Here is a 23,799-nt window from a genome sequence, read left to right as displayed (position 1 = left end):
TGGATTATCAATGAGTCTCCAGTTTGACCTGAGCGCAGATGAATTGCCCATTTTTCTAGCCGAGACGGACGAGCATCTCCAGATTCTCGATGAGGGGCTGGTGCGCCTTGAGCGAGACGAAGGCGATGAAGCCCTGATCCAGGCGCTTTTTCGGGCTGCGCACACGCTAAAGGGCTCAGCAGGATTGATAGGCCATCGGCGTTTGGTGGACTTAACCCATGCGTTGGAAACCGTCTTTGATGCCCTACGCAAGCACACGCTTCATGTTACCCCGACGTTGATAGACCTGTGCTTGCAAGGGGTTGATGCGTTGCGGGCACTGCGGGATGAGGTGGTTTCATTGGAGCCAAGTCCTATAGACACTGCTCTGTTGGTGCAACAATTTTTAGCACAAGTGCAGCCCGCGCCAGGGGAACAGATTATATCTCCCCGGCCAGAGCCGATTCGTCCTGCTTCAGTAGAAACCGAATCCCCCACCACCGCAAACGGAACGATTAAGGTGCGGGTGGAGATCTCGCCCCAGAGTATAGCCTCAGCAGCCAGAGCATTACAGGTTCTGCTGGCCCTGCAGGAACTCGGTGAAGTGCTCGAATCACAACCTACGCAAGCGCAAATTGAAACCGCGGCTCCGGTATCGCAGATAGAGGTCAAGGTACGCACAACGGTTCCGGTTGCAGAAGTCAAACGCCGATTAGCGCAGATTAGTGAATTGGAATGGATCGACGTTCTTGATGAAAAGAGTAAGGAGGAAGTATCTGCTACAGCCGGCACTCAGGAACTGCTGAAGGATGATGGGAGTGACTTGGAGATTGAAGAGCCGGCACGATTGGGGGATTACTTGGTTCAGCAAGGATTAATCACTGCTGGGCAGTTACAACGGGCATTAGAGGAGCAAAAGCGCCGTCCCCAGGGAACTCTGCTGGGAAATCTGCTTGTCGAGATGGGATATATCTCGCGAGCCACTTTAGACCGCGCGCTTGCCGATCTCTTACAAGAGCATCAGCGCGCTCTGGCGGCGATGAAATCGGCCATCACCGAACAACGCATGCGCGAGAGTAGCGCAGATAAAACCGTGCGCACCAGCGTGGAACGCCTGGATGCTCTTATGAATCTAATTGGTGAATTGATTACCGATAGAAACCGGCTTTTCCAGATCCGCAATCAACTACAAGCAACTTTTCAAGGGCACGAACAGGTCACAGTGTTGGCGGATACCATCATGCACCTGAGCCGCATCACGGATCAGTTGCAAGAAGAAGTGATGCGCATTCGAATGGTGCCTATATCCAGCGTGTTCAATAAATTTCCCCGCATGGTGCGTGATCTGGCGCGCAAAGCCAACAAAGAGGTTGAATTAATCATACATGGGGAAGACACTGAACTGGATCGTTCGGTAATAGACGAAATTCATGATCCGCTCATCCACTTGATACGCAACGCGATTGATCATGGTATTGAGCCGCCGGAGGAACGGGTAAGGGCAGGTAAATCCCCTCAGGGTCGGGTAACTTTGACCGCGCGGCATGAACAGGGTCGGATTGTGCTGACGGTGGAGGATGATGGGCGCGGGATTGATGTCGAGCGCCTAAAAAGTGCGGCGGTGCAAAAAGGTCTTTTGAGAGAAAGTGAAGCCGTTGCCCTACCACGAGAAAAGGCCATAGATTTGATCTTTGCCTCGGGTCTTTCCACGGCGAAACAGGTAACCGAAATCTCCGGCCGTGGGGTGGGTATGGATATTGTGCGCAACAACATCGAACGCATCAATGGCTCGATATTGGTTGAAACAACTCCGGGGCGTGGAACATGTTTTCAGATCATCCTTCCCCTTACCCTGGCCATTGTGCCGACCTTACTGGTGCGGGTGGAAGATACCGTATTTGCGCTTCCGCTCACCGCAGTCACCGAGGTCTTACGCATTACCCCTCGCGAGATTCATACGGTTAACCAACGTCCGGTTTTCGTGTTGCGTGATCAGGTTTTGCCGTTGCTGCGCTTGCGCGAGGTATTCGATTTTTCCTCGCATTCAAAGCCGGACGGATACGAGCATGTGGTGGTGGTGCGTGCTAATCAGCGTAGCGCAGGGCTGATCATTGATGATTTGATCGGTGAAGAAGAGGTCGTGGTTAAATCGCTAGGTGGGGTGATCGGCGAGGTGCCAGGTATCGCGAGCGCTGCCATTTTGGGGGATGGTCGGGTTAGCCTAATTGTAGACGTGGCTGGATTGCTCAGCATGGTGGAATCTTCCCTGGACAACATCGCCTTGGAGGGTGTAGCGATATGGCGGAATCCCAACTAAAGACCCCATTTGATGAGCAATTGTTGAATGCCATGCGCCGAATTGCGGATGAAGGTGTGGCCCATGCGGCGCGCGGCTTCTCGGGTATGGTCGGGGGAGCACTTACAATGAGTCGCCCTCAGGCTTTGCTCGTGCCGGTTTCGCGGCTACCCGAAATCTTCGGCTCTCCAGAAGATGAGGCGGTGGGCATTTATCTGCGCACTGAAGGCAGTCTGGCGTGCCAGATCATGTTGGTCATTCCGTTGAGCAAAGCGTTGGAACTTGTCGACATGGTTATGGAGTTGCCCACCGGTACTACCAAGACGCTAGACCGATTGGAACGCTCTGCGTTGGCTGAAGTGGGTAACTTAACTGCCACATTTTTTATCAATCGGGTTGCTGAATTGACCGGACAAGAGGCTCGTCCGACGCCACCCGCTGTAATTGTAGACATGCTGGGCGCTATTGTAGATGTGGTTGTGGCCACAACGGGAGGCTTTGGTGAACATTTGCTGGTTATCCGGGCGGGTTTTACCTGTGGTCAACGCACGGTGAATGCGGATTTTTGGGTTGTCCCAGACCCCGCAACGTTGCGTGTGTTTCATTGGCAGGGAACTTCTCTATCGTTATGAGCCAGATACTAAGCGTTGGATTGGGTGAAGCAGTTGTGAGCAATGACCCACGAGAGGTCCTGGTGGCGTATGGATTAGGGTCGTGTTTGGGGGTTGCCATCTACGATCCGGTCAGCCGTTTAGCGGGTTTACTACATGCCGTTTTACCCCTCAACGGCAATGGTCATCAGGATAACCCTTATAAGTATGTGGACAGCGGCATTCAAGCGCTGGTGGAGGCAATGGAAGCCGCAGGTGGTCAGCGACGTTACTTTATTGTGAAACTTGTGGGAGGCGCCAATATGTTGCTCAGTTCGGCGCTTTCGCACACCTTCGAAATTGGAACCCGCAACGTCCAGGCCGCTTACCGAGTTTTGGAAATGTTAAATCTGAAGGTGGCAGGTGCGGAAGTGGGTGGCAACGTGGGGCGAACGGTCAAGTTGTATGTGGAATCGGGCAAGTTGGTGGTACGTCAGATCGGAGGCGTTGAACAAACACTTTAGTCTTGTCATTCTTTGCAATCGAAAGGAGTAACTATGGCAACAGTGCTTGTGGTAGATGATGCCGAATTTTTGCGGGTGCGCATCTCTAAGATGTTGGTTGCAGAGGGCTATCAGGTCATTGAGGCCGAAAACGGCGCGGTGGCGGTTGAGAAATACAAAGCCGAACGCCCGGATGTGGTGCTGATGGATATTACTATGCCAGAGATGGATGGCCTAACTGCACTTAAGAATATTCGCGCTTATGATCCCCAAGCCAAGGTCGTTATGCTGACGGCATTGGGGCAGGAATCGGTGGTCTTGGAAGCCGTGAAATCAGGAGCACGTGATTTTGTGGTAAAGCCCTTTAACCAGGAACGCGTGTTAAGCGCCTTACAAAAGTTACTGGGGTAATCGCGGAGCCGACTTATGGCAACAGGGATGACTGCGGATGTGAACGGGCCAATACGCGTGTTGGTGGTGGATGATTCTGCCTACATGCGCTTTACCATTACCCGCTATTTGAACGATGTTCCGGACATCCAAGTGGTTGGAACGGCGCGAGATGGTGAAGAGGCCCTGGACATGATCTCCCGCCTGAATCCGCAGGTCATCACTTTGGATGTTGAAATGCCACGCCTGGATGGTTTGAGCACCTTACAGGAGATCATGCGCATCCAGCCCCGTCCGGTGATCATGCTCAGTAGCCTGACCAAAGAAGGGGCTCAGGAGACCGTACGGGCATTGACGCTTGGGGCGGTGGATTTTGTGGCTAAACCGGATAGCAAGGCGAATATTCAAGTTGTCATGGACGAGGTTGTCCAAAAGATTCGCCGGGCGGCCCAGGTTAAAGCACGGGCGCTGGTGCAGACGGATTGGTCAACACCAGGGTCAGAGGAAATTCTCGATCGGGTATCCAGCAAATTAACTCGCCCATGGCAGGAAAGTGATGTGCTCATCGTGATCGGTGCCTCAACCGGAGGTCCTCGGGCATTAAGTACCCTAATCCCGGCTTTGCCCCAAAATCTCAACGCAGCGATGCTGATTGTTCAACACATGCCGGCAGGCTTTACCCGCTCGTTAGCACACCGTCTGGATAGCCTTTCCGCATTTAGGATCAAGGAGGCTGCACCTGGGGATCGGTTGGAAGTGGGTTTGGGGCTGGTTGCACCGGGCGGTTTCCATCTCACGTTGGATGCTCAAGGAACGGTACAACTCAATCAAAATCCCCCCGTGCATGGCGTACGCCCGGCAGTGGACGTGACGTTACTTTCGGTGGCCCAGCATTTTGCCTCCCGAACTCTGGCGGTCATTTTGACGGGCATGGGTAATGATGGCGCCAACGGTGCAGCGTTGATTCATGCGGCAGGTGGGTATGTGATTGCTGAAGATGAGACCACGGCGGTGGTGTGGGGAATGCCACGGAGCGTGGTTGAGGCACGAGCCGCAAATGCTGTGTTGCCTTTATCGGCAATGGCGGCAAAGATTGAGCATTTGGTGCGTCAATTCAACGGTGGTTGGAGGGATTAAGAACGATGGAGTTAGTGGAGTACGAACGCGTCAAGGCCTCCATCAAAAGTCTGCTTGGAATTGACCTCTCGTATTATAAGGACGAGCAGATGCGCCGCCGTCTGGATTCGTGGTTGGTGCGTTCTAATAAGTCTTCATGGGAGGAATATTTTGCCTGGGTACGGCGCGATGAACAGGAACGGCAACGTCTTCGGGATTATCTCACGATTAATGTGAGTGAATTCTTCCGTGATCCTGAGCGATGGCAACTTTTACGTTCTCACGTCTTACCGCGGTTAATTCAAGAACAACGCCTAAATAACCGTCGGCAATTGCGTATTTGGAGTGCGGGTTGTTCTACCGGTCAGGAGGCTTATTCGTTGGCAATGCTATGTGATGAGTTGGCGGTTCGACCGGTGCCTTATATCCTGGCCACAGACCTCGACCGCGGAGCGTTGCGGAAAGCCCAGGCTCGAGGCCCATATCTGGCGGAAGAGGTGCGCCACGTATCTCCCCTGCAATTCCAAACCTATTTCGAGGTTGGGGGGCCGCCTTACTACGTCCGTGAGAGCCTAACCCAGAAGATTGTATTTCGAGAACAGAATCTGTTGGATGATCCCTTCGAAGGGGATTTTGATCTCATCGTATGCCGCAATGTAGTTATTTACTTCACCAATGAGGCCAAAGAAAAACTCTACCGCAAGTTCTATCAGGCGCTGCGCCCGGGAGGATTTTTGTTCCTGGGAGGGACAGAAATCATTCCTCATCCTCACGTCTATGGCTTCAGTAGTTTTCAGATTTCGTTTTACATGAAGAAGGGTCTATGACCTCGCCCCGTTTCAATCTTGAGGTTTTATTACGCCGTATTGGTGACTTACCGCCGCTATCTCAAGCGGTCAATAAAGCACTGGAACTGATCCGTAATCCCAAGTCCAATCTGGCTGAAGTAGCCAATGTGTTGGCATTGGATCAATCCATGGCCAGTCTGATTTTACGCTGGGCAAACTCAGCCTACTATAGCCCAATTCAACCGATCAAGACAGTTCACCAGGCCGTGGCATACCTGGGTCAGAATGCGGTTCAGAGCCTGATATTAACGGCTTCAGTAGCAGCCCTGATGGACCGACCAGTGCCAGGATATCGTCTAGACCGGGGAGAATTGTGGAAGCATGCAGTGGGGGTGGCGGGTGGGGCGCGCCTGGCTGCCCAGCATTTAGGGCCGCAGGTTGCCGAAGAGGCGTATCATGCTGGGTTGTTGTGCGATATTGGAAAGTTGGCATTTGAGGTTCTATTGCGTACCCTCGATCCTTTTGAAGGGTCCTGGCAACAGATACCATTCGACTATCTGGAACGCCATTACTTTGGTGTGGATCACGCCACGCTAGGCGGTGAATTAGCACGGCGCTGGAACTTACCTTCTCCCTTGCCTGAGGCGATTGCGTTTCACCATCGGCCTAGTTTGGCAGGCGATGGGATCGTGTTGGCGGCTGCGGTGCACGTTGCCGATGCCGCCATGATGATGTTTGGAATCGGTCTAGGGCGCGATGGACTTCAGTATCAATTGGATTTGCGCGCTTTTCAAGTCTTGGGTTTAGATGAAGGTTTTTTCGACTACATGCTCCCGCGCGTAAGTGCTTTGATTGAGGAAGCCGAGCACTATATCGGCTTAATGCGTCGGGGCTGATTTCATCATTACAGAAAGGGATCCGGGTCATGAATGTTAATTTTCTCAATCCTTTCGTCGAAGCCGCAAATGAAGTGTTAATGGCCGAAATGAACGTAAGCACTACCCGTGGCCCTCTTTCCTTGCATAAATCCGCCTTGACCACAGATGACGTTACCGTGTTAATTAGCCTGGTGGATGAGTTGCAGGGAGTGGTGCTGTATGGCCTCTCGTATGAGACGGCACTTAAGTTCGTCTCGCTGATGATGGGACAGGAATTTCGAGAGTTCGATAACCTGGCTCAAAGTGGTATTGCCGAATTGGGCAATGTCATTACTGGTCGAGCCACGATTAAGTTGGCAGAGGCGGGATACCGGACGAACATTTCACCCCCTACTCTAATCTCGGGGCAAGGTGTGCAGATCTCCACCCTCGATTTTCCGCGCCTGGTGGTTCCCTTGCAAACCTCACTGGGTGATCTGGTTGTACATTTGGCGGTACGTGAAAGCCCACCGGATATGAAGGGTAGCAATTTTGTGCCGCTTGCTGTCAATGGAACAGGTTCGTGACACTCGGAGAGGAAGGAAAACATGAACGTTAAATTCCTAAATCCTTTTGTGGAATCGGCTTTCGAAGTCCTAAAAGCAGAAACGGGCTATAACTTGCGTCGCGGTGATTTGGGGTTGGAGAAAAGCGTCTATGTGACTGAGGATTTAACGGTGATTCTCTCCCTGGTTGGACAGGTTGAAGGCACTGTATTTTATTCGATGAGTCAACCGACCGCGCTGGCTTTGGTATCACCAATGATGGGAAGCGAAGTGGAAACGCTGGATCAACTTGCTCAAAGCGCGATCGCCGAATTGGGAAATGTCATTACCGGACGGGCCAGTGTTAAATTGGCGCAAGCAGGCTTTGAATCGGTGATTTCGCCCCCTACACTCCTATTGGGAAATGGGGCGCGTATTTCTACCCTTGATTTCCCGCGCTTAATCGTTCCACTTGAATTTGAGCGTGGGCAAGTTACCATCCATCTGGCCTTGCGTGAAGGGCGGGGTGGTGTGGTGCACAGTGGTCAATTACCCACTCCGCCACGCCCACAGGTTTGAGATTAAAAGGGAGCAAGTGTGATGAGCTGCATATTGGCCATTGTCAATCAGAAGGGTGGGGTTGCCAAAACGACCACCTGTCTTTCGCTGGGGGCCTCTCTGGCTGAGCAGGGACAGCGGGTTTTATTAATTGACCTGGATCCACAAATGAATCTAAGTGTGAGCGTCGGGGTTCGAGAACCACCAGATGAAGGGGGGATTGTGGCGTGGTTAACGTGGGGATTGAAAGAGCATAGTGATCATCGGTCTTTTATGCCCCTTGGTCTTCACCCTCATGGATTGGCTTTGGTTTCGGGCGATCCGGAACTAGCAGCACTTGAGCGCCAACTTCCTGGAATAGCCCGTTATGAATTTGGGTTGCATAATCTGTTAAAAGGTGTTGCATCCGATTACGACTATGTGTTAATTGATTGTTCACCCTCACTGGGCCCATTGACTGTGATGGCACTAACCGCCGCGCATCATGTGGTGATCCCGGTTACCGCGGACTACTTAGCGGCTTGGGGATTGATGCAACTGATCACAACGATTGAAACGATCAAAGAGCACACGAACCTCATTTTGGAGTATTCGTTATTATGTGTGATGTTTGATCGCCGTAATGGGATCAGTCGTGTGATGTTGGAACGCTTGCAGGGTTCGTTTGGAGATCGTCTGTGGCGGACGGTGATCGGGTTGGATACACGTTTGCGTGAGGCGGCTGTGGCGGGTGAACCAATTGTGTGCTACGCTCCCAAGTCACGCGCGGCTCAACAATATCGGCAGTTGGCGCAGGAAATAATGGCGTTTTTTGAAAACCGGAATGGGAGGGGCATCCATGCGGCGACGCGATAAATTAAGTCGGGCAATTGAGCAACTTTTCTCCACGGGGGCAAAGGAGCCAGCGGTTGTGGGGACTGAGGTGCTGGTTTCTCCCCGCACCGATCAAGTCGAGGAGATAACTTCAGGCCAGGTCAAGGAAAGCGAAGTAGTCTCTCAGGGCAACCCAATTTCATCTGCATTAAATCCTCAGGATCTGGAATCTGCCGATGGTGGAAAAGCCCCACAACCATCCACGGTAGAGGAAAGCCCCAAGCCGCCTGAGGCAAAGAAACCGGAAATTAAATCTGACGATGAATTGTCTGCATTTCCGTCGGATGAGCAGTTGGTCGTTTTCGGCCTTGGGGATGGGATGTATGGGGTGCCGGTGGAAAAGGTTGAGGCCATCATCAAGATGCAGCCGATTACTCGTGTGCCCAAAATCCCAAACTTTATCCGCGGTGTGACAAATTTGCGGGGCGCTGTTTTACCGGTGATTGATCTAAATCTGCGATTAGGACGCTTACAGACAGCGGATGACAATGAGACCCGCATTATTGTGGTGCGCAGTTCATTGGGATTGGCAGGATTGGTTGTAGATCGAGTTGATTCCGTGCGTCAAGTTCCCGCGAGCCTAATTGAACCACCCCCACCGATGACCCGTTCGGTCCATGCCGCTTATTTCCGCGGGGTGGCACGCCTCGAGGACCACCTAGTGCTTTTGTTGGATTTGGATCCGCTACTCCAGACTGTTGGATCCCGAGGGATTGGCAAGGGTTTTTATGGGACGAGGCCGGCACAGGCGACTTTATCCGCAGGAAACTCTACCCGCTGAGATTTCCAGGTTCGCCCTTCAAGGATAATCTGACATTCCAAATCGCCGTAACCGGAAGGGTTGGCGGCAGTCAGGTAAACCTCGTCCCCTTGGGAGAAAATTGTTTCCAGTTTCCAGGGGGTCGAAACAGAGTGTTGTTTGTAAATGATCTTTTCCCCAACGCGATAATCAATTTGTGCGAATCCACCTGATGCGCGGACCACAAGCGTGGCATGTCGCTCTGTAGAGGGGGGCGTGAAAACGCCCAGGTTGTAAAGCACCCAGGCCGTTATGAGGCAGAGGAACACCACAAAAAGAATTTCGAGGATGAGACGAAGACGGGAGGGACGCTTTTCCACAGGGATATTCCTCGCGGCTGAAAAATCTTCATTCACGTTTCAGTTTAGCATAGATAAAGCAAAATTCAAGGTGCGACAGATTTGGAACTCCCAGCATCTCTTGATACACTATTTCTGGATTATCGTTTGAGAGGTAAAAAGGAATGAAGCGACTGACATTTGGTCTACCCAGCATGCATGCCGAAAAGGGCGAGGTGCGCGCATTTCTGCCGGATCTCGTGGCACACATTGAGCGTTGGGGTGGCGAGGTGGTGTTGGAGCATGGTTATGGGTCGGGGATGGGACTGAAAGAAGCCGATTATCTCAAAGTTGCGCCCCAGGTTCGCTTTGCCGATTTGGAAACGGTTTATGCGCAGGATTATGTTTTGGTGCTGCGTTATCCCCAGGAGAGTTTTTTGCGTTGGATGCGTCCGGGCGCGTGTTTGATTTCAATGATCCACTATCCTACTCGCCCAGGTCGAGTAAAGTTTTTACGTGAACGTGGGCTTGAAGCGATCTCGTTGGATTCGCTCAAGGATGATACCGGGCGACGCCTGGTTGAAAACCTGCGCATGGTTGCTTGGAATGGCGTACGCACAGCATTTGAAGTCTTACGTCGGATTTATCCCGATCCACCCGGCTTTGAGCATCCGCGTCGTCCACCTATTTACGTGAGCGTGTTAGGCGCAGGCATGGTGGGGATGCACGTATTACCCGCAGCGGTACGCTACGGGGATGAAAGTTACTGGCGACGAATAGCAAACGCAGGGGTGCTGGGTGTTCAAGCAACGGTGTTGGATTATGATCTTACCTCTCATCAAGCGGTCATGATTGAGTTATTAAGAAAAACAGATGTTTTGGTGGATGCCACCCAGCGTCCAGACCCCTCGAAACCGGTAGTACCTAATGAGTGGTTGGCTTTCTTGCCTCTCCATGCGGTGATACTCGACCTTTCTGTGGATCCTTATGAATGCGAGGGAGAACAACCCAGCGTAAAAGCCATTGAGGGTATCCCTCATGGCAATTTGGACCAGTATGTCTTTGCTCCGGATGATCCGGCGTTTGATCGCTTGCCTGCGTGTGTGAATGCAAGAAATCGGCGGCATGTGGTTTCGTGCTATTCCTGGCCGGGTTTGACCCCCCTCGAATGCATGGACATCTACGGTAAACAATTGGCACCCATTCTTCGCACATTAATTCAAGCCGGAGGTGTGCGTTCTATTCATCCTGAGGGGACATTCTTCGAACGAGCGATTGCGCGGGCTATGCTATCGCGGTGGACATGATTCTGGGTTTTTGAGGAGGATGAGGTTATGAGAATTCACAGTGTTGGGTTTCCGCGGATGCGCAAAGAAGCTGGTGAGCGACGTGTATTTTTGCCTGAATTCATCCAATTCCTGGCGGATATGGGTTTGAAAGTGGTACTTGAGGATGGTTATGGCTCGCGCTCAGGGTTCACGTTTGATGATTATCAGCAAGGGCATATCAACGTTGTGCGTGGTAGCCGCGAAGAAGCCTTTCAGCAGGATTTGGTCATCGTTCTACGTTCGCCAAAAGAAGAGGAGTTCTCTCTCTTGCGACGCGGTAGTATTCTACTATCAATGCTTCACTATCCGACCCGTCCCAATCGGGTGAAACTCTTGCGCGATTTAGGCATCCGTGCGATTTCGATGGACAGCATTGTGGACGATAACAATGAGCGCTTGGTTGAGAATATGCGGGCTGTGGCTTGGAATGGTTTGGAGGTAGCGTTTGATGAGTTGGAGAAACGGTGGCCTGGGCTGAAAAAGCCCGGGGATCAGCCGATTGCGGTTCTTATTTTAGGTGCAGGAGCGGTTGGAAAGCATGCGGTTGAGGCGGCTACCAAGTTGGGAAATGTAGAGCGTAATGAGGAGCATATTCGTGCTGGGGGCCCCGGCGCGGTGGCGTGGGTGGTGGGGCGAAATATTACCCACAAACCTGAGCAGATGCGTTATCTGATGGGAATGGTGGATATGTTGGTGGACGCCACCCAGCGCCGTGATACCAGTCGTCCGGTGATTCCAAATGCATGGATTGGATGGTTGCCTGAGCATGCAGTGGTGGTGGATTTAGCGGTTGACCCCTATTTGCCGCAGGCGAATCCCCCGGTAGTGAGGGGAATAGAAGGCATCCCGCAAGGGAATTTAGATAAGTATGTGTTTTACCCTGAGGATCCGGATTGGTCTCTAACTATTCCGGAGGATATATCCACGGAACACCGGCGGGTGACGGTGACGTGCTACTCGTGGCCGGGGATTCATCCTGAGGCTTGCATGCGACATTATGCCAAGCAACTACAACCCCTATTAGAAGTATTAGTTGAGAAGGGGTATGAGGGGCTCTCACCGCACGGAGGGTATTTTGAACGCGCGTTGTATCGGGCTACACTAGATGGATGGTTGCAGGCAGCTGGGGATATGGCGTAAAAATAGCGTTGACGCCCGTGTCCAGCCGTGATAGAATTTGGATTGCAAACAGGGCGTGTAGCTCAACAGGCAGAGCAGTGGCCTTTTAAGCCATTGGTTCAGGGTTCGAGTCCCTGCACGCTCACTAAAGACTATTATTTTGCGCATTGGAGACCATGCGGGTCTCCAAATTTGTTTAAGAGTAAGTTTTTCAACTGCTAGGTTAAAGGAGTTTCATGGGGTGTCATTCTCCTCTCTTGTGGTTTGTTTTCTGTTTGTTTCACCGCCAAATGAATTGACACTGGTGTTGAGGATAAGTAAAATGAACACAAGATGGAAGGACGATCGGTATTACTGGGGGACGGGAAAAGATGCGAGATGTCCAGTGAGAAGAAGGTTACACAGGAAATCCTAATCGCCACACTCGGCACAGAGCCTCAGGGCGTGACATGGTTGCTAGATTGGTTGTTGGCACATGGGTATCCGATCCGAGAGATACTTGTCCTACACACCCAAAGCGACGTTGTAAAGCCCGCGCTGGAAAAACTAGATGCTGAACTTGAATCGTCAGCCACTTATCCTGGTCTTTGTTATCGTCGTGAGGTGATTCGTGGCGAGGTGGGTCCGATTCGTGATTTGGCTTCAGAACAGGACGCTTGGGCCTTTCTGCGCGCCATCTACCGGGCGATCCGCCGAGCGCGTCAGGCGGGTCAGATCGTGCACCTAAGCCTAATCGGGGGACGCAAAACTATGGCTGTTTATGCCATGGTGGCAGCCCAGTTGCTCTTTGGCGAACATGATCGGGCCTGGCATATGATCTCAGATGTGCATTGGTCTGGGAGCGAGAAGCGCATGCATCCTTCACCATCGGATCGCTTCCAGGTCGTACCAGTGCCGGTGGTGCGCTGGGGGGATGCGGCTACAGTGCAAGTCCTGCTGTCTGAGGTGGACGACCCCTGGGAAGCCCTGCGCCGTCAGCGGGAGTTCACCCTGTGGGAGGTCATGCGTCGGCGACGGGAGTTCTGGGAGCATTGCCTGACGCCGGGCCTGCGCGAGGTGGCGGAATTGCTGGTGCGTGAAGGATTAGATAATGCCGCAATTGCCCGACGATTGGGAAAAAGCGAGCATACCGTTGCCAATCAATTAACGCGTATCTACCGCGCCTTTGATGATTGGCGCGGCGCCTATTCTGGGAAAGCGGGGGCAAGCCGTGCGGCGTTCATTGCCGAATTTGCTCCTTTGTTTTCCAAAGGGGATACATAGGAAGAAATTCCCATTCAAAATAGGAGATCCTTGTGATGACAGGCTGAAGTGACGGATGTAATTTTGAAGCCGGGTTGTGCGCAAGAAAGGAGAGAATATGGCCGACTGGAAACAACAGGTTACGGTGCAATTAGAAACGGTGACCCCGCTCTTTCTGGGGGGCGCTGATCCACGAGGCGAGCCGGAACTGCGTCCGCCGGCATTTCGCGGCGCCATGCGCTACTGGTTCCGCGCTGCCCTTGGCGGGGTGATTGGAGATAGCAACCTGGATGGGTTGAGGAAGTTAGAGCGTGAGGTATTTGGGGATGCGGAGTATGGTTCGCCCGTTGCCGTTAGAGTACGGCAAGTGCCTTGTGTATCCGATATGTACCCCATTCTGCCCCACAAAATACCTTCAGGGAGACGCCGCGCTTTCAATCCAAAACAGCAGTTTGAGGTTATTTTGGATACCACACGCCTGGTAGATCCTCTGGTGTGGGTGAATGCCTGTATGGCGTTCAATCTTGCCATCTGGTTGGGAGGTTTGGGATTGCGTTCCAGGAGAGGAGCGGGGAGTTTGCGGGTTGTAAACAGTACAGACCCTTCGTTGATCCCTGTTTTTCCTAATGATCCAGATAAAGTCCAGGAGTGGGTGAGTATCATTATTCGCTCAGCATTGAAGAGAGGGAAAGAACTGGCACAAAAATATGGCGTTACAGTGGTTCCATCTTTGCCATCTTCGCCAACCCAATATCCATGTATGGCTCAGGATGCCGAGGTCCGTTTTGTGAAGAATTGGGCAAAGACACCGGATGAGGCAATGGTGAAAGTGATGCACAAAATACCTAAAATTGACCATTTGGGTGGTATTCAGCCCCGGCAGGGTTCTCCCCTCTGGGTGAACATTCTCTATGCTGCCCAAGCCTATCATCTGTTGTTAACCGTCTTGCCTTCTCGCCTGATTTCTGGCAAGCATGATTATCAAAAGGTGCAGGACGTGCTTCAGTCTTTTGGTGGGCAAAGGATTGAAATAAAGGGGTGGGATCTATGACAAACGCCGTGTTGATTTTCACCTTTTCACCGGTGCAGTCCTTTATTGCCGAGGCACGGCGCAGTGAGGACCTGTTCAACGGTAGTGCCATCCTCTCGCGACTGGCTTGGGCAGCCGGTGAGGCAATTAAGTCAGCAGGAACGCTGATTTACCCTGCGGATCTGCAAAAGCATGATACCCCTAATGTACTGGTCGCCCGCATTCCCGTCGAGCAGGCACAGGAGATTGCCCAGAATGCGAAGCGAGCCCTACTGGAAGAATGGCAGGCCATTGCCGAAGCGGCTCGCAAGAAAGCCCGTCTTGAAGAGGATGACCATTGGGAGCGCATTTGGAAGCGCCAAATTGTTGAGGCGCCGCCCTGGCAAATCTTCTGGGCGGTAGCGCCGGAAACTAAGAACTATGCCCGGGCTTATGAGACCGCCCGTGACCTGCTGGAGCGTGCCAAGCGCAGTCGTCTCTTCGACCAGTGCGAAGAAGAGGGCGAGAAGGACTCCTTGAGCGGCGCGCGTGCCGCCCTGCGTACACAAAGGTATAAGACTGCACGCGAGTACTGGGAAGCCATGTCGAAAAAGCAGCATATTTTGCCCTCGAAAGTGCGCCCCGGTGGATGCGAACTGCTCGATAGCATCGCCCTGGTCAAACGTTTCTGGGAAGGTGCGGAGCGTGAATTTCCTTCCACCAGTACAGTGGCGGCGTGGGATTTTTATCAGGAAGCGAAACAGAAAGCCCCGGATGAGTTAAGGCGCTACCGCGAAGAGTTAGAGAAATTACCGCTCTACCAGGCTCGTAGAAGCGATGAGATTTTCCCTTACGACGGCGATCTGTTCTTCGAGGAGACACTCACCCGCCAGCGCATAAAGGATAGTTACGGCGTGGAGGTGGATGAGGCTACGCTTCGACGGTTGCGGGACTTGCTCAAAGACCTTATCAAGAAAACCCAAAAATCCCCCTCGCCTTACTACATGTTGATCCAATTTGACGGCGATGGCGTGGGTGCTAAGATTGACCATCTTTTAGAGGATAAGGAGAAGGCAGAGGAAAAACACCGCTGTTTCAGCCAGAACCTTGCTGATTTCTCCAAAAAGGTGCAGGAAATTGTGAAGCCGGAGGCGGGTGGTTTCCTTATCTACAACGGCGGGGATGACGTGCTCTTACTGGTGTCTCGCGAAAAAGGGCTGGAACTTGTCCGTCAGTTGGCAGAGGAGTATCAGAACATTGTGGGCCAGGGTTTGAACATTCTGGCAACCGCCTCGGTGGGAGTGGTGATTGCTCATCATCTTACCCCGCTTGGGCGGGTGCTGAATCTTCTGCGTCAGGCAGAAAGGAGCGCTAAGGACGCGGGCAAAAAGGATGACCTGGGCAACAAGGGCATAGTGTGCGTGACGCTCGCCAGACGCGGCGGTGAGGCGCTCACGGCTCATAGCCCTTGGGAGAATATTAGGAATGTGAGCAAGTGGGTACGCGCTTTCCAAAACGACGACGTTTCCGCAGTTTTCCCCTATGCGCTGGCGCGCGAAACTGAAACGCTCCAGGGCTTGAAGTCAGAAGCTATCACTAGCGTGGTGCGCTATCTCTTCAGTCGCCACACGGGTGAGAAGGTCTCAGAGGATCGCAAACGTGAATTGCTGAAGACGCTTACCGAATGGCACAAAGCCATTGAGGAAAAAATCGGAGCATCTGCAATGGGCGAAATTGCCCGCTGGCTGATCATTGCCCGCTTCCTCGCTTCGGGAGGTGCAGAATGAGCATCCTGTTCATGCAAGCCGAAGATGTCCTGCTCTTTCGCGATGGGCGTCCCTTTAGCGCTGGGAGCGATCATGAGGCGCGCAGTCTCTTCCCGCCGCCTCCCTCGGTGATGCAGGGGGTGCTGCGCTCGCATTACCTTGCCCACAAGAATATTTCATTGAACGATCCGCAAGCCATTCGCGAATTGGTCGGCGATTCAGCCAATCCCAAAGGATTGCGCCTGCGTGGCCCTTTCCTTGCCCGGCGTGAAAATGACAGGGTGGTGCGCTGCTTCCCCACCCCGGCAGATGCTTACCCGGCAGATAAGAAAGCTGAGCGGGTTGTTCCCATGAAGGTGGCGAAGAATCCTGGTGGATGTGTATGGGGAAACGAAATTTTGCCGTATCTGCTGGAGAGACCTAACAAAATCGTCACCAAAAGCGCCCCGGGCGAATACCTCAGTGAGAAAGCCTTGCTGGAGTACCTGGAACAGGGAAAGGAGGTTACCCCCGTCAAAGCCGCCGACCTGTACGTCACCGAGTGGCGCCTAGGCATTCAGATCGACTCCCAGCGTCTTTCCACCGCCAAAGGAATGCTCTACGAAGTGGCGTTCATCCGTCTTTATGAGGATGCCGGGCTGGTGGTGGAGATTCTTGAGGGCTATCCCGACTTTCCACCTCAAGGGGTGATGCGTGCGGGCGGTGAAGGACGTGCCCTGCGCTACACCATCCTGAAAGAAGGAGAGATTACCCCATTTTCGTGGGGATACACCGGCGAACTGCCGCGCTTCTTCAAGGTGTACTTTGCCACCCCGGCGTACTTCTCGCAGGGATGGAAGCCGGCTTCCTGGCAGTCTTTCTTCACTGGCGAAGTGAGGCTGGAAGCCGTGGCGCTCTCGCGCTATCAAACCCTGGGCGGGTATGACCTGCTTAATCGTAGGCAGAAACCCGGGCGGCGGTTCGTGCCTGCGGGCAGTGTGTATTACTTCTCCCATGCGGGAGGAGTGCAGTTATCTCAGCAAACCATCACCGAGGACGGGGCTGCCTTGGGCTTTGGGCAGGTGATAGTTGCTGCGTGGACACCGGAATCAGCATAAAGATCATTTGAGTTTTGGGAGGAAAAAACATGTTTAAGGCCAGACGTTTGCTCTTCTTCTATGTCGAAACACCTCTGCACGTGGGTGCCGGGCGCGCCAGCGCCAATGTGGATTTGCCCATCCAGCGCGAACGGGTGACCCAATACCCCATGGTGCAGGCTTCCAGCCTGAAAGGCGCTCTGCGGGCGGAGTATCGCCAAGCCCACAATCTGCAGGATGATTCCCCCCAGGTGGAAGCTGTGTTTGGCAAAGCCGGTGCGGACGGTGAGAACTGGGCCGGGGCTGTTTCTGTCGGGGATGCCCGCATTCTGCTCTTCCCAGTGCGCTCGCTGGCAGGCGTATTTGCCTGGGTGACCAGCCTGCATGCGCTGGAGTCCTTCCGCCGCGCTGCCGATCTGGTAGGGCAATCTATCCCATGGACATTGCCCCAGGGAATGCCCGATACGAATACTGCCTGGGTGGGCAGTAAACCGCAGGTGTCGGCACAGGGGAAAGTGGTACTGGAAGAATTCAGTTTCGATGCCCGACCGAAAGCCGAAGTGGATGCCATTGCGAAGTGGCTGGCAGAGAATGCCTTGCCCAAGGGGGAGGCTTTCCAGTACTGGCGCGACACTCTGCCCGCGCGCCTGTGCATTCTGCATGAAGACGCATTCCGCGATTTCTGCCTCTACGGCACGGAGGTGCAGACGCACATCCGCATTGACCCCGACAAGAAAACCGTTGCCGAAGGGGCGCTGTGGACGGCAGAGAGCCTGCCTGCCGATAGTTTGCTCTACGCCCCATTGATGGCGATGGATGTGCGCAACGGCAAAGATAACAAAAGCGCCGATGACGTCCTCAAGGAATTTGACTTCCTGCAGGGCGGACACATTCAGTTGGGTGGCGATGAGACCACCGGTCAGGGTTGGGTGGCAGTGAAAGTGTACGGAGGGTAATGCCATGACGGAGACAGTATCCAAACAACGGTTGCTGGAGCAGGAACGTGCCAGTCATGCTTACGAGGAAGTGACTAAAGCCAAAGGGAAGAAAGATAAAGAGTTAAAGAGCCTAGCTCGTAGCGCTCCTGCCAGCATTCAAAGCAATGGCTTGGGGCAAACCCTGGCATTTTGGAAAGCCAAAAAGGAAGTGCCGCTGTACGATGCGCTTTCGGGTTGGCTGAAAAATCAGTTGCAGATTGACGATAACCGCGACCTGCTGGAATGGATTGCTACCACGGCGACCAGTTTGCAGTACCGCCAGGCGACGGCGGAAGCCCTGGCCTACCTGAACTGGTACAAACGTTTCGCTGAGGCCGAATTGCCTGATGCTCAACAGGAGTGACCTATGAGCCCAAATAGCCCTAAAAAGCATGGCACTCCCTCCAACCGCTCCGGCGGAGGGAGCGCCCCTGCTTCCTCGTCTGCATGGAAGTATCCGTTGCCAAAAGAGGTGGTGGCAGTCTTCAAGAGTATCTCCTCGGTCAGCAACCCCGGGCTGATCTTCGAGCGCTTTGCGCCGGATATGAGCCAGGCCAATCCCAGAGAAAAGTCGGCATGGCGCGCGCAAGCGCTGAAGATAGCCCAGAGCGTCCCCGACTCAGCCGCGCTCAAGGCAGTGTATGCACGCTGGCAGGCATTGACCGAAGCCTGCAAAGCCCAAACCTTCACCCTCAAGACCGATTGGCGCTTCATCCCCGGGCTGGGACGCAAGACCGCGCTGGAGATTGGTTTCAGTTTTCATCGCTATGGCTTCCCTTACCTGCCAGCCAGCAGTGTCAAGGGCATTGCCCGCACCTGGGCGTTGTTTGAACTGGCGGCGCTCTTAGCCCTGGGCGAAGGAAAATTGAACGACCTTGACCAGACGCTCTCTAAGGAAGACAAGGAGTTTGACAAAGCCTTTGAGCGTTTTAAGCCCTCGCCCGAGGCAAAGGAACTGGCAAAGACTATCCGTCTGGTGTTTGGCACGCTGGACCAGGCGGGTGGGGCGATCTTCTTTGACGCTATGCCAACTTCTGCCTTCCAGTTAGACATGGATATCATGAACCCGCACTACGCTCCCTACTATCAGGGCAAAGAACCCCCCGGCGACTGGCACAACCCCAACCCCGTCACCTTTCTGGCGGTGCCGAAAGATAAGGAATTTGCCTTTGCGGTGGCGTGGCGGCGCGGCGCCCCCCGTGCGGACCTATTGGAACAAGCCTGTACCTGGCTGAAGAACGGCTTGCGCGACCTGGGCGCCGGAGCCAAGACCAGTGCAGGATATGGCTATTTCAAATGAGGTGCCTATGATTTTGCTCTGCCTTGCAGGTGAACAACCCATCCCCAATCTGCTGCCGGTGCGTTTTCTCAAACCGGCGCAGACCCTCATTGCCCATACTGCGCTAGATGCCTCGCGGAAGAGCGCCCAGCGCCTGGCTGGACTGACGGGTAGTGCTCGACAGTTCTCCATCGGCGAGGGCTATCAGATCCCCCGCATTTTGGACACGCTTCGTCGTGAGATTGGCGAGCCAGAGGAGGAAGTCGTTGTTAACTTGACGGGTGGTACCAAACCGATGGCGCTGGCGGCGTTTGAATTGGCACGTCAACGTCGGTATCCAATGGTCTATTACCAGACGGAGGGGCCGCGCGGACGCGATCAAAAAAGCAAGCTCTACCGCTATCGTTTTGATGAACAGGGTCAACTGTGTCTGGAAGAGGGCTACCCCTGTGAACTGCCCGCACTGATCACCCTGGACGATTATCTCAAAGCCCACCTGGATGGATATCATTACAACACCAAGCAAACTGCTGGAAAGGTGCTGGAAGATGCCATTGCTCAAGCCTTAAAACCGCACGTGGACGAGATCAAACAAAATGTGGTGCCCGACGGGGTGAAGGATCAGGCGGAAATTGACTTGCTGGTGCGTTGCGGCAATCATGTGGGCATTTTTGAAATCAAAACCGGCGGCGAGGGCAGCGGCAAGAAGGCAGTGGATCAGTTAACCACCATCGCCGCCCGCGAATACCTGGGCACCTATGCGGCGCGCTTTATGATTACCCAGTCTTCAATGGAAGATCGTTACAAAGCGCTGGCATATGCCCTGCGGGTGACGGTCATTGAACTCAAGGAGTACCGTCCCGGTAGACCGCTCAGCCAGAGCGACGCTCGCCATCTGCTTGACATTGTTTCGAGCATCCTTCCCATTCGCAGGAGTAACGGATGATTCTGGTCAACTTCTCGCATCCCCTTTCTGCCGACCAGCTGAAGCAACTACAAGCCCTGCTGGGCGCATCCATTGACCGCGTGGTGGAGGTGCACAGCCAGATCGAGCCTGACCGGCCGCTGGCGCTGTGCAATACGACGCAACAGCGGGAATAATCTTTAGGGAAAGGAGGTATTCGGTGCCCGAAGAAATGGTTTTTTCGCTAGACTATACAGGTCATCCGCTGCTGGATGTGGGGTTGGCAACGCTGACCGCCTTTGCCGACAAGAAGCGCCCTATTCATCTCACCGAGGACGACTTGCATAACGCGGCGCAGTACATCCGGGAAAATTATGTTGTGGACCCGCTGAAGTCATTCCTCAATGTGGCCTTTCCTAATTCAGGATTTACCAACCCAGCTTTTGAAAAGCAACCTGAAAAACGCCATAAATATGCGGAGATCATTTCCAATGCATTTACCGCACCTGTGGGGGAAGATCGTGACCCGTTCACCGGCTTACCGGCAACGGCTTTGCCCCTCAATCCGGATGGTGATTTGCCCCCCGGACGTACCTATCGCCAGCATGTGCCTCTGCTCACCGGCGAGAATGTGATTAACTTCCATCCCTACGGTGAGTCGGGCATTCCTCTTTCTGGCATCAGTTTGTTGGCGTTTCAGATGCTTCCTATGGGGTGCGCTAAAGTAAGCGGTAAACTGCTGGCGGTTCACAGCGATGATCCCGACTTGTTACTTTACTTTGCCAAAACCTTTCTCAAAGCCAATTTACAGGGAGTGACCATTGCTCGCGCTGGCGGTGAGAAAAAACTGCCTGATACTAGTCCACACCGGGCTCGTACTGTGCTTATCGAGTATCTGCTGGACGCCGAAAAAAAACGCATTCGGCTCGAGCGTGAGACCGGAGTAATTGCTCCTACTCTCACCGGCTACTACTTTACGAACAGCGGTCAGGGGGCCGAATTGGATATTTACCCTCTACCGTTGGAGGTAAGCAGTTTCCTGATGGTGGTTATGCACAATGATTTGCTAAAACCCGAATGGGAGGCGCTGACTGCCCGCGGTTGGCAATTGACTCGCAAAGAGGGTGAGATCCCGCGCTACAACCGTCTTTACGAAGATCTCTTTACCCTGCCTGAAGGAGCGCCGCGCTTCATTCGTCTGTATTTCCTGCGTAAGCCCTCTCGTCAGACATTGGATAAACAAGATCCCACGTTAACCTACGACACCCACCGTGAAGTGAATTTAATTTCGTGGCGGTTGACCGAAATCTTTCTTAAGAAGGTGATGCTTATGGAAGAGTCCCGTATTCAATCTATCCGTGAATTGGGCGACGCCCTTGCACAACATGTCATTGATCGAAACGACCGTGGCGTGTTCAATGGTTTTTGGATGGCGCGCAATTACGGTGAACTGCGCGCGGTGCTCATCCGCGCTTCTGCTGCCGAGGTACGCGCTGGGCGCAAGCCACTCATCACTCTCGATCAGTTTCTCTCCATTTTTGAGCAATCCGAAGGAGTGCCTAATGCTGACTGGCGCCTTGGACGTGATCTAGTACTTATACGCTTGCTCGAACAGTTGTATCAAAAGGGTTGGTTCCAAGCGCATGCCGAAGAACTGCCTGAAACCACGCCTGAAGAATAAACCTTGTAATCCTAATTCAAGGAGGGTTCTATGTCCTTTATCACCGGTTTAATCCTGATTGACGCCCCCGCATCTGCGCTCAATAATCTGGGTAATCTGCCCGGAAGTATGACCGAAAACGTGGTCGGGGTCAAGCATATCCCTACCCGCGAGGGCACCTACCCCTATGTTTCGGCTCAAGCCTTCCGCTACTGGTTACGCACTACCTTAGAACAGGGCAACTGGGGGTGGAAAGCCGCGCCAGTTTTCCGCGAAGCCAAGATTGCTTATACAGATGCTAATCCCATTCTCTTCTGGGATGATGACTTGTTCGGTTACATGCGCGCCCCCTCGAAGAAAACCGAAGCTGCCAACGCCCGCGAATCCAGCGGTCTGGTAGCCGAAGCCACCCCTACCGCCGATACGGTGACCCGTGTCTCGCCTTTCCGGGTCAGCACCCTGGTTTCGATCGCCCCGGTGCGCCTGGTGGAGGATTTTGGCACTATGTCGCGTCACGAAGGCGATCCTGTACCGCATGGGCATCAGTTTTACCGTGCTGCTCTGCATGGGCTATTCTCACTCGATTTACATGCCGTTGGCACCTTTACCTACATTCAGCGCACCGGTTATCTCAATCTAGATAAGGAACGCTGTGAACTGGCAAGGAAAGAGGGGCTGGAGCATTTAGAGCAGGAGAAAGCCTACCGTCTGCCCCTCAAGGAACGCGTTGCCCGCGTACGTGCCCTGCTAGGGGGACTGGCGGAACTGAGCGGGGGTGCTAAACAGACGTTGCATTATACCGATGTCAGTCCCGATATCCTTGTACTGGCGGTGACCCGCGGTGGCAATCACATTTTCGGGCACATTATTGGTGCCCAAGGTGAACGTCCAGTGCTTAACTTGCCTGCCTTGTGTGAAGCGTTAGATGTCAACCGTGATGGGTTGCTTTCAGATGTGTATGTTGGCTGGGTGCGTGGTTATCTGGATGCTGAGCGCGAAAAACTCGAAACTGCCTTAGGCGAAGGCGGTGTACTCAGCGATTGGAAGGGTCGCATTCACCTCATCCACCCGCGCGAAGCCTGCCAGCGGCTAGCGCAAGAGTTGGAGGCGCACCCGGACTGGATGCAGTAAACGGGGGTGCACCATGCGCGCACTCAAAATTGTTGCCGAAGGGCTGACCGCTTCCTTTCGTTACCCCCACTTCATGATGGGCGTTCAGCCCACCTTTGAAATGCCCCCGCCTGCTACCTTGTACGGGCATGTTGCCAGCGCCCTGGGCGAGTGGTTTGAGCCGCAGGGGGTGCGCTTTGCCGTGCGTTTTGAGTTCCGCCGCAAGCAGGTGGATATCGAGACCACCTACTTGCTCACTCCTGCCAGAGGAAAGTTGCCGCATGAGAAAACTGCATCCAAAGTCCTGGAGGGCAATCCCAATCCCTTCCAGCGCGAGATTCTTTTCTTCCCTCGCTTAACGCTTTATCTGGATCGCCCGGATTGGGCAGAAGCATTCCGTCACCCACGCTATGCGGTTTGTCTGGGGCGCTCTCAAGACCTGTTCACCTATCGCAGTGTTGAGGTGATTGAACTTCAACCTGCCGAACATGTGGTTCTGGAGCATACGTTATTGCCCTATTCGTATGCGGCTTATACGGCTGCCGGGCAAGCCGTACTCATGCCGCGGCTCCTCGACTATGGGCATAAGCGTTATCCTTATTTCGAGCGTTATGTGATCTTGCATCGCCGTGTACATAGTCGAAATTTTACTCGCTATGAAGGACAACCGATCCTTGAGCCGTGGTGGGCTGATCCTACTGAGCCGGTAGGTGAGGGCGAATATTTAGGAGTGGTATGGCTTAGGTGGGCGTGAACC

General features: G+C 53.5%; 26 protein-coding genes and 1 tRNA gene. 26 read left to right on the top strand and 1 reads right to left on the bottom strand.

Annotation, left to right across the window (positions count from 1 at the left end; translation table 11 throughout):
• The first annotated feature begins 10 nt into the window (after positions 1–10).
• Genes QYE77_RS05120 through QYE77_RS05070 form a run of 11 tightly spaced genes read left to right on the top strand, consistent with a single transcriptional unit; the run spans position 11 to position 9,276 of the window.
• Positions 11–2,296 (top strand): chemotaxis protein CheA, encoded by a 2,286-nt coding sequence (locus tag QYE77_RS05120; protein WP_315624302.1) that lies wholly within the window; start codon positions 11–13, stop codon positions 2,294–2,296.
• A complete protein-coding gene (locus QYE77_RS05115) occupies positions 2,278–2,907 on the top strand; it encodes a chemotaxis protein CheC (protein WP_315624301.1) in 630 nt (209 codons plus the stop codon). The genes QYE77_RS05120 and QYE77_RS05115 overlap by 19 nt, the downstream gene beginning before the upstream one ends.
• The gene (locus tag QYE77_RS05110) at positions 2,904–3,389 is read left to right on the top strand and encodes a chemotaxis protein CheD (RefSeq protein WP_315624300.1); all 486 of its coding nucleotides are present in this window, start codon (positions 2,904–2,906) and stop codon (positions 3,387–3,389) included. Before QYE77_RS05115 ends, QYE77_RS05110 begins: the two co-directional genes overlap by 4 nt.
• A 33-nt stretch (positions 3,390–3,422) precedes the next feature.
• Positions 3,423–3,779 (top strand): response regulator, encoded by a 357-nt coding sequence (locus QYE77_RS05105; RefSeq protein ID WP_315624299.1) that lies wholly within the window; start codon positions 3,423–3,425, stop codon positions 3,777–3,779.
• A gap of 15 nt (positions 3,780–3,794) precedes the next feature.
• Positions 3,795–4,895: a protein-glutamate methylesterase/protein-glutamine glutaminase gene (locus tag QYE77_RS05100; protein ID WP_315624298.1), complete on the top strand. Its 1,101-nt coding sequence runs from the start codon at positions 3,795–3,797 to the stop codon at positions 4,893–4,895.
• Between the two features lie 5 nt (positions 4,896–4,900).
• Positions 4,901–5,701 (top strand): CheR family methyltransferase, encoded by an 801-nt coding sequence (locus tag QYE77_RS05095; protein ID WP_315624297.1) that lies wholly within the window; start codon positions 4,901–4,903, stop codon positions 5,699–5,701.
• Complete coding sequence (locus QYE77_RS05090; protein WP_315624296.1) at positions 5,698–6,558, top strand: HDOD domain-containing protein; 861 nt, start codon at positions 5,698–5,700, stop codon at positions 6,556–6,558. Before QYE77_RS05095 ends, QYE77_RS05090 begins: the two co-directional genes overlap by 4 nt.
• Before the next feature lie 29 nt (positions 6,559–6,587).
• Positions 6,588–7,106, top strand: coding sequence for a chemotaxis protein CheX (locus QYE77_RS05085; RefSeq protein WP_315624295.1), 519 nt, complete (start codon positions 6,588–6,590; stop codon positions 7,104–7,106).
• Positions 7,107–7,127: 21 nt separating this feature from the next.
• Positions 7,128–7,643 carry a chemotaxis protein CheX gene (locus tag QYE77_RS05080; RefSeq protein WP_315624294.1) on the top strand — a complete coding sequence of 172 codons (516 nt, stop codon included), beginning with the start codon at positions 7,128–7,130 and terminating at the stop codon, positions 7,641–7,643.
• Positions 7,644–7,664: 21 nt separating this feature from the next.
• A complete protein-coding gene (locus tag QYE77_RS05075; RefSeq protein WP_315624293.1) occupies positions 7,665–8,477 on the top strand; it encodes a ParA family protein in 813 nt (270 codons plus the stop codon).
• A complete protein-coding gene (locus QYE77_RS05070; RefSeq protein ID WP_315624292.1) occupies positions 8,461–9,276 on the top strand; it encodes a chemotaxis protein CheW in 816 nt (271 codons plus the stop codon). Before QYE77_RS05075 ends, QYE77_RS05070 begins: the two co-directional genes overlap by 17 nt.
• On the opposite strand, the gene QYE77_RS05065 is transcribed toward QYE77_RS05070, so the two are convergent.
• Complete coding sequence (locus QYE77_RS05065; RefSeq protein ID WP_315624291.1) at positions 9,222–9,614, bottom strand: hypothetical protein; 393 nt, start codon at positions 9,612–9,614, stop codon at positions 9,222–9,224. The genes QYE77_RS05070 and QYE77_RS05065 overlap by 55 nt on opposite strands.
• 143 nt (positions 9,615–9,757) lie before the next feature.
• On the opposite strand from QYE77_RS05065, the gene QYE77_RS05060 reads away from it, so the two are divergent.
• The 15 genes from QYE77_RS05060 to cas5 all read left to right on the top strand — a co-directional run bounded on the left by QYE77_RS05060 (position 9,758) and on the right by cas5 (position 23,796).
• Entirely contained in the window at positions 9,758–10,879 is a 1,122-nt protein-coding gene (locus tag QYE77_RS05060; RefSeq protein ID WP_315624290.1) for a Rossmann-fold NAD(P)-binding domain-containing protein, read from the top strand.
• A gap of 27 nt (positions 10,880–10,906) precedes the next feature.
• Entirely contained in the window at positions 10,907–12,040 is a 1,134-nt protein-coding gene (locus tag QYE77_RS05055; RefSeq protein ID WP_315624289.1) for a Rossmann-fold NAD(P)-binding domain-containing protein, read from the top strand.
• 51 nt (positions 12,041–12,091) lie between these two features.
• Positions 12,092–12,164, top strand: a tRNA-Lys gene (locus QYE77_RS05050).
• 233 nt (positions 12,165–12,397) lie between these two features.
• Positions 12,398–13,282 carry a CRISPR-associated ring nuclease gene (locus tag QYE77_RS05045; RefSeq protein WP_315624288.1) on the top strand — a complete coding sequence of 295 codons (885 nt, stop codon included), beginning with the start codon at positions 12,398–12,400 and terminating at the stop codon, positions 13,280–13,282.
• 97 nt (positions 13,283–13,379) lie between these two features.
• Entirely contained in the window at positions 13,380–14,312 is a 933-nt protein-coding gene (gene cmr1, locus QYE77_RS05040; protein WP_315624287.1) for a type III-B CRISPR module RAMP protein Cmr1, read from the top strand.
• On the top strand, positions 14,309–16,057 hold the full coding sequence (gene cas10, locus QYE77_RS05035; protein WP_315624286.1) for a type III-B CRISPR-associated protein Cas10/Cmr2: 1,749 nt from the start codon (positions 14,309–14,311) through the stop codon (positions 16,055–16,057). The genes cmr1 and cas10 overlap by 4 nt, the downstream gene beginning before the upstream one ends.
• Positions 16,054–17,133: a type III-B CRISPR module-associated protein Cmr3 gene (cmr3, locus tag QYE77_RS05030; RefSeq protein WP_315624285.1), complete on the top strand. Its 1,080-nt coding sequence runs from the start codon at positions 16,054–16,056 to the stop codon at positions 17,131–17,133. The genes cas10 and cmr3 overlap by 4 nt, the downstream gene beginning before the upstream one ends.
• Before the next feature lie 29 nt (positions 17,134–17,162).
• Complete coding sequence (gene cmr4 / locus QYE77_RS05025) at positions 17,163–18,068, top strand: type III-B CRISPR module RAMP protein Cmr4 (protein ID WP_315624284.1); 906 nt, start codon at positions 17,163–17,165, stop codon at positions 18,066–18,068.
• A gap of 4 nt (positions 18,069–18,072) precedes the next feature.
• On the top strand, positions 18,073–18,453 hold the full coding sequence (gene cmr5 / locus QYE77_RS05020) for a type III-B CRISPR module-associated protein Cmr5 (protein WP_315624283.1): 381 nt from the start codon (positions 18,073–18,075) through the stop codon (positions 18,451–18,453).
• Positions 18,454–18,456: 3 nt separating this feature from the next.
• Positions 18,457–19,389 carry a type III-B CRISPR module RAMP protein Cmr6 gene (gene cmr6 / locus QYE77_RS05015; RefSeq protein ID WP_315624282.1) on the top strand — a complete coding sequence of 311 codons (933 nt, stop codon included), beginning with the start codon at positions 18,457–18,459 and terminating at the stop codon, positions 19,387–19,389.
• 7 nt (positions 19,390–19,396) lie between these two features.
• A complete protein-coding gene (locus QYE77_RS05010) occupies positions 19,397–20,314 on the top strand; it encodes a PDDEXK family nuclease (RefSeq protein ID WP_315624281.1) in 918 nt (305 codons plus the stop codon).
• The gene (csx15, locus tag QYE77_RS05005; protein ID WP_315624280.1) at positions 20,311–20,469 is read left to right on the top strand and encodes a CRISPR-associated protein Csx15; all 159 of its coding nucleotides are present in this window, start codon (positions 20,311–20,313) and stop codon (positions 20,467–20,469) included. The genes QYE77_RS05010 and csx15 overlap by 4 nt, the downstream gene beginning before the upstream one ends.
• 23 nt (positions 20,470–20,492) lie before the next feature.
• Positions 20,493–21,953, top strand: a complete 1,461-nt coding sequence (gene cas8a1 / locus QYE77_RS05000) for a type I-B CRISPR-associated protein Cas8b1/Cst1 (RefSeq protein ID WP_315624279.1) — start codon at positions 20,493–20,495, stop codon at positions 21,951–21,953.
• A 30-nt stretch (positions 21,954–21,983) separates the two neighbouring features.
• The gene (gene cas7i, locus QYE77_RS04995; RefSeq protein WP_315624278.1) at positions 21,984–23,063 is read left to right on the top strand and encodes a type I-B CRISPR-associated protein Cas7/Cst2/DevR; all 1,080 of its coding nucleotides are present in this window, start codon (positions 21,984–21,986) and stop codon (positions 23,061–23,063) included.
• A 13-nt stretch (positions 23,064–23,076) separates the two neighbouring features.
• Positions 23,077–23,796 carry a CRISPR-associated protein Cas5 gene (gene cas5 / locus QYE77_RS04990; protein WP_315624277.1) on the top strand — a complete coding sequence of 240 codons (720 nt, stop codon included), beginning with the start codon at positions 23,077–23,079 and terminating at the stop codon, positions 23,794–23,796.
• Positions 23,797–23,799 lie beyond the last annotated feature (3 nt).

This window comes from Thermanaerothrix solaris (assembly GCF_032334255.1).
In the GTDB taxonomy this organism is placed as follows: Bacteria; Chloroflexota; Anaerolineae; order Anaerolineales; family Anaerolineaceae; genus Thermanaerothrix; species Thermanaerothrix solaris.
The sequence above is the reverse complement of the archived record's forward strand: the minus strand, read 5'-3'. Positions and strand labels throughout refer to the sequence as shown.